Here is a 5,115-nt window from a genome sequence, read left to right on the forward strand (position 1 = left end):
CCAGAACGACCCCGCGTTCGGCTACCGGTTCATCGCCGACGAACTCAAACAGGCCGGTCTCAACGCGGGTGAGAACCGGGTTTGGCGGCTGTGCTCCCAACAGCGGCTCTGGAGTGTGTTCGCGAAGAAACGCGGCCTGACGCGGAAGGCCGGGCCGCCGGTCCACGATGACCTCGTCGAACGGAAGTTCACCGCGACGCGCCCGAACCAGTTGTGGTTGACCGACATCACCGAACACCGCACCGATGAAGGCAAAATCTACCTCTGCGCGATCAAGGACGTCTGGTCGAACAAGATCGTCGGCTACTCCATCGACTCACGAATGAAAGCCTCCCTGGCGGTCGCGGCGGCCCGCAACGCGATCGGGCAACGCGACATCGACGGCACAATTCTGCACTCCGACCGCAGCTCGCAGTTCCGGTCTAACGCCTTCGTCCGGGTGCTAAAGAACAACGGCATCACCGGGTCAATGGGGCGAGTCGGCGCCTGCGGCGACAACGCCGCGATGAAGTCGTTCTTCGCCCTGCTGCAGAAGAACGTCCTCGACCGGCGACGCTGGGCCACCCGGGACGAACTGCGCCTGGCGATCGTCGTCTGAATCGAGCGGACCTACCACCGGAAGCGTCGGCAACGCCGCCTCGGTAAGCTCACCCCAATCGAGTTTGAGACAATAAACATGGCCCTCAAGGCCGCCTGAAACCCCAAACCCAACGAGTCAACTGAACTCGGGGCAGTCCCATTTGCTTAGCTGATTCGCTCGAGCTTGCTGTTGCTGATTCTGAGTGTGTGGTCGGCGAGCAGGTCGATGTCTTCTCTGTTGTGGCTGGTGAAGATGACCGTGCGGCCCTGTTCTCGGTGTTTCTTCAGCAGGTTCCTCACTAGGTCCACACTGTCGGCGTCGAGTGCGTTGAATGGTTCGTCGAGGATGAGCACTTTCTGGTCTTCCATGATTGCTTGTGCTAGAGCGAGTTTCTGTTTCATCCCCAGTGAGTAATTCCGAGCCTTCTGTTTCAGGCCGGGCGGGAGTCCTACTTTCTCCATGGCGTCGCGGATCTCGGCGTCGCCGATAGCGCCGCGGATTTTGGCCAGATCTCGGAGGTTATCGAGGCCGGTTTTCTGTGGCAGGTATCCTGGTCGATCGATGATCACGCCGAACTGTTCGGGGAATGTTCGCGACGGTGATTGGTACTGAGAATCAATGATCACCTTCCCCGTGTCGGGGAGGATGAATCCGCAGATCATTTTGAACAGGATCGATTTCCCGGACCCGTTCGGGCCGACGATGCCGTGGATTTTTCCGGCTTCGAAGGTGGCGCTGGCGTTGTCGAAGATGGGAACGCCTTTGAAGGATTTCGTTACTTTTTCGAGTTCGATCACGGGCATGTTAGATCCTTTCGTTGAAGAACAGTCGGCGGTTGCCGACGACGAGGGTTGTGATGACCGTGAGAATGACCAAATAGATGGTCAAGACCACGGTGATGCGTACGAGTTCTGAAGCGCCGAGCTCGAGATAGCCCATGCTGTTGAGTGCGGCGGGGAGTAGCTGGCCCACGTTGAGCGCTGGCAGGCTAAGAACGAGAATCGTCCCGAGGGCTAAAAGCCCTGCGACCGTGCGGCCGCTGACCCAGGAAACGATGAAGGTGATCAGCACGTAGCAGAGAAGCTGAAGCGTCCCGTTGACAAAGAACTGGTAGAGGATCCAGCCAGGATGGGGGATTCCCTCGATGGCGTCACTGTTCGATCCGGTGAAGTTGCCGAGGACGGCGACGACGAATGTCATGGCGGCGAGTGGCAGCAGGAGCAGGGGCGCGCGTCCGACGACCGGGAGCACGAAGCGAGCAAGCCACCGAAGGGGTGATCCGCGGCGGAGTGCGACGTAGTAGATGCGTGCGTCGAGCTCTTCGGTGAGCCGCAGCTGGAACAGGTAGGCGAAGCCGAGAAAAACGGTGCTGTGGAAGAGGTATAGCGTCCAGGTGTACCCGCTGGCGGATACGCCGTAGAAGGCGACGAACAGCAAGTCCGTGGGAGAGTTGCCCAGTTGAAGCTCGTACACCCAGGCGTAGAGAATTCCGAGAAGGCACAGTGCTAAATAAACAAGCAGCGGCCACCGCACAGGAAGTTTCAGGCGAGTGCCGCCCTGTTTGTCCGTATATCGGGCAACGGCGAAGCATAGTGCCACGGCGACGAGGACCGGCACGAACGCAATTGCGATCGGATCGTATGCGTCAAAGGCGCGATGGAGCAGGAAGAAATTCGCAAAGTCGAGCGGAGCGAAGTCGAACGGATTCCGGAACGAGTACAGCAAGGCGAAGAAGATCAGGGCTGCGCCCAGGAAGGTGACGTATCAGCGCTTCACGATCAGATGCACCACGGCAAGGGCCGCGTAACAGCCGATCAGCGTCACCGAGAACAGGCTCAGTTGAATCGCCATCACGGTGAGGGGAGGAAGCCCCTGGACGGATATGACGTCTAGGATCTGCTTCGATTCCGTCGACGTGTAACTGGCAGCACTCCACTCCCACTCGTATAGGAGACCGATCGAGGTCAGCAGAGCGGAGACTACCCAGATCAGCATCAGCGGGATCAATCGGCGGATCGCACCCAGGATGGAACTTAGCAGCCAGCTGCGGTAGCTGCCGAGCCGGATGAGTGCGGGGATCGCGAATTGCCGGTGTATCGCCACGCAGGAGGTGAATAGCCAGACCGGGAGAAAGAAGTAGGCGATGAAGTAGGGCTCGAGCAGGAATCCTAGGATGTGGTCCCACTGATTCAGCGATGCCTGTGACTCTTGGGCCCGGGCGATCGCTTGTTGTCGGACGGTGATACCGAAGAGAACGCTGACGACAAGAAAGGCTATATGCCAGAGCACCGTTCTGGCCGACGTGAGGGTGCGGCCGGTCACAGCAGAACGTCGAGCCGATGGGTGTTCCGGTGAACGTACACCGCCAGTCCAAGAGCAACAACGATGAGGACGGTGAACGGGACGAATGGCACCCACATAGGGAATTGAGTGAGGTTGAATGGGAAGACGATAGCTGGTGAGAATTGGGGGATCGCCAGCACGCCGAAGACGAAATTGAAGATGTTGTAGCCGACGAACGGTATGGCGATGGCGACGAAGCGGTTTGGGATGAGGAACAGCAGCAAAAAACCTAAAGACGCGTAAATCGCGCCGTTTAGGCCGAGTACCAGCGAGTAGCCGACTCCATAGGCCCATGGACCTATGGCGAGCAGCTGCGAGAATGTGTTAATGGTCGATGGCGATACCGCCACCACGCCTGGGCTGACCCTGCTCTGGTGGTATTCATTGATTACCCCCAGCGAGGGCTCGATGAAGAATGCCCAGAGGAACGGTATAAACGCGACCAAAAAGAAGACGATGAACGCCAGGATCAGGTTGGCGAGGGCCTTGGTCGCAAGGTTCCGTCTGATGTCGATGCGAATTCTGGTGTAGACGAGGTACCGGTTGCTGAGCTGGTCCGAGAAAGGGACCGCATACACCGCTACTGCCAGAAGCGGGAAGATTAAAGGTAGTACACCGGCCATGACCAGCGTGAAAAAATCAGCCGACCCCGAAAGCGCGTACCCATCACTGATCACGGTTCCGAACAGGCTGGGAAGCACGAGGAGTGCCGCAACGAAAACCCCGACCTTCCACGAGAGCGCGGTTCTCAGTTCTTTCCGTACTGTTTTCAGCATTCGTCCTCCGAGGTGAGTTTCACTGCCGCCGGTCATTCGCTCGTTACGTCGCGAGCCGTTGTCGGCGCACCCATGGCGTGCCGCAGAGCGGCTTGTGCCCTATCGAGGTCGTAGCCGAGCGAGTGGGCTGTCGTCGCGTAGCTGGTGGCTGCATTGGCGAGCACTCGGGCGCGTTCTTGATCGTCGCCGAGCGACGGGTGCGTCGTATCACGTGCAGCGACAACGGTGCCCTTCTTGCCGTTGGTCGTGACCGTGCCTTCGCGTTCGAGCTCCTTGTAAGCACGCGCCACCGCTCCATTGGAGAGACCGAGGTGCCCGGCCAGCTGTCGGATGGGCGGAAGGCGAGTCCCCGGCCGCAGGGAACCCGTCAGAACAAAAGCGGTGACCTGACTTCGGATCTGCTCGTAGTGCGGGGTCGGGCTGCGCGTGTCTACTTCGATGTGCACCCCGCTCAGCCCCTCTCCCGCTTGCCAGCGTCAAAGCCAGCGTCTCTGTCAGGTTCAGCGCCCGGGTCCACTGATGCATCCGCGGAACTATCGGGCATTTCTGCGGCGGGCTCGCGATCCCGTAGCTGAATCCAAACCGGAAACAGTACAGCCGACGCACAGGCCACAATGCCGGCGACCATGATCACAAGTCCGACGGCCGACGACACCGTGACAACAATCTCGTTGACGGAATAGGCAAGCCGAGAAACCTCGAGAGTGAAAACCTGAAGGGCAGGCATGAGCGCGCCGAGCAGAACGGCTTGGCCGCCCAAAGCGCCATAGGCGACACGACGGGAACAGAGAGCACGAATCATCCGATCGGCTTCCAGCTCAGCGCCGGCAGCCGACTGTCGCCGCGCAACGACAACCAACCCCGCGAGCGACAGCGCAGAGACGAGCGCTGACACCACGGCGATCACAATGAGGTGCCGACTATCGATACCTGCAAGCCAGAAATCTGACGTCAAGGTCGGCAGGCCCCCTCGTCCTGCGATCTCGGCTAGAGCGTTCAGAACGGAAAGCGCGACGATCGACAGGATGATCGTGAGAGCGCTCAGCCCGAGTGCAAGACGAAAGACTCCCTTAGCTAAGGAACGGCTCTCATCGCCGCTCAGTAATCCGGCTCGTCGCCGTTCGCTCCCGCCCAGTCGCGCGGCTGCACCGATGACTATGGCTATGGCTATGGCTATGGCTATGGCTATGGAGTACCCGACCATGGCCAGGTAGAAGTCGAGATCACTGATCACAAGCGTGATGGCGAGAATCACTATCGTTGCACCGCTCAGGAAACCGATGCGTTGCAGGGCGGCACGCGTAGCGATGACGGTCGGCTCGCTGACCGATTCCAACCCCCGTTACCTTGTTTGTAACCTCGGATGGTGTGAGTATCTGAGGGAGTTGGCCTGTCGGGTCCGGCATGATTGTTGCC

6 protein-coding genes and 1 pseudogene are annotated in these 5,115 nt (G+C 59.5%); 1 reads left to right on the plus strand and 6 read right to left on the minus strand.

Going from position 1 to position 5,115, the window contains the following annotated elements:
* A pseudogene (locus CXY73_RS00345) lies at window positions 1–697 on the plus strand (IS3 family transposase); the annotation flags it as partial.
* Between the two features lie 47 nt (window positions 698–744).
* On the opposite strand, the gene CXY73_RS00350 reads toward CXY73_RS00345, so the two are convergent.
* From CXY73_RS00350 to CXY73_RS00375, 6 genes are read right to left on the minus strand one after another with little or no spacing between them, the layout of a single operon-like run.
* Window positions 745–1,383, minus strand: a complete 639-nt coding sequence (locus CXY73_RS00350) for an ABC transporter ATP-binding protein (protein ID WP_104176425.1) — start codon at window positions 1,381–1,383, stop codon at window positions 745–747.
* A 1-nt stretch (window position 1,384) separates the two neighbouring features.
* On the minus strand, window positions 1,385–2,305 hold the full coding sequence (locus CXY73_RS00355) for a hypothetical protein (protein WP_104176426.1): 921 nt from the start codon (window positions 2,303–2,305) through the stop codon (window positions 1,385–1,387).
* Window positions 2,306–2,344: 39 nt separating this feature from the next.
* Window positions 2,345–2,902 (minus strand): hypothetical protein, encoded by a 558-nt coding sequence (locus CXY73_RS00360; protein ID WP_104176427.1) that lies wholly within the window; start codon window positions 2,900–2,902, stop codon window positions 2,345–2,347.
* Window positions 2,899–3,735, minus strand: coding sequence for a hypothetical protein (locus CXY73_RS00365; protein WP_146071541.1), 837 nt, complete (start codon window positions 3,733–3,735; stop codon window positions 2,899–2,901). The genes CXY73_RS00360 and CXY73_RS00365 overlap by 4 nt, the downstream gene beginning before the upstream one ends.
* The gene (locus tag CXY73_RS00370; protein ID WP_104176429.1) at window positions 3,732–4,145 is read right to left on the minus strand and encodes a GntR family transcriptional regulator; all 414 of its coding nucleotides are present in this window, start codon (window positions 4,143–4,145) and stop codon (window positions 3,732–3,734) included. The genes CXY73_RS00365 and CXY73_RS00370 overlap by 4 nt, the downstream gene beginning before the upstream one ends.
* A 5-nt stretch (window positions 4,146–4,150) precedes the next feature.
* Window positions 4,151–5,035 carry a hypothetical protein gene (locus tag CXY73_RS00375; protein ID WP_104176430.1) on the minus strand — a complete coding sequence of 295 codons (885 nt, stop codon included), beginning with the start codon at window positions 5,033–5,035 and terminating at the stop codon, window positions 4,151–4,153.
* Between the last annotated feature and the right edge of the window lie 80 nt (window positions 5,036–5,115).

This window comes from Cryobacterium sp. Y50 (assembly GCF_002929805.1).
Classification (GTDB): Bacteria; Actinomycetota; Actinomycetes; order Actinomycetales; family Microbacteriaceae; genus Cryobacterium.

Coding starts and splice junctions, on each gene's coding strand:
- CXY73_RS00365 (WP_146071541.1), bottom strand. CDS start 3,735: ATGACCGGCGGCAGTGAAACTCACCTCGGAGGACGAATGCTGAAAACA.
- CXY73_RS00350 (WP_104176425.1), bottom strand. CDS start 1,383: ATGCCCGTGATCGAACTCGAAAAAGTAACGAAATCCTTCAAAGGCGTT.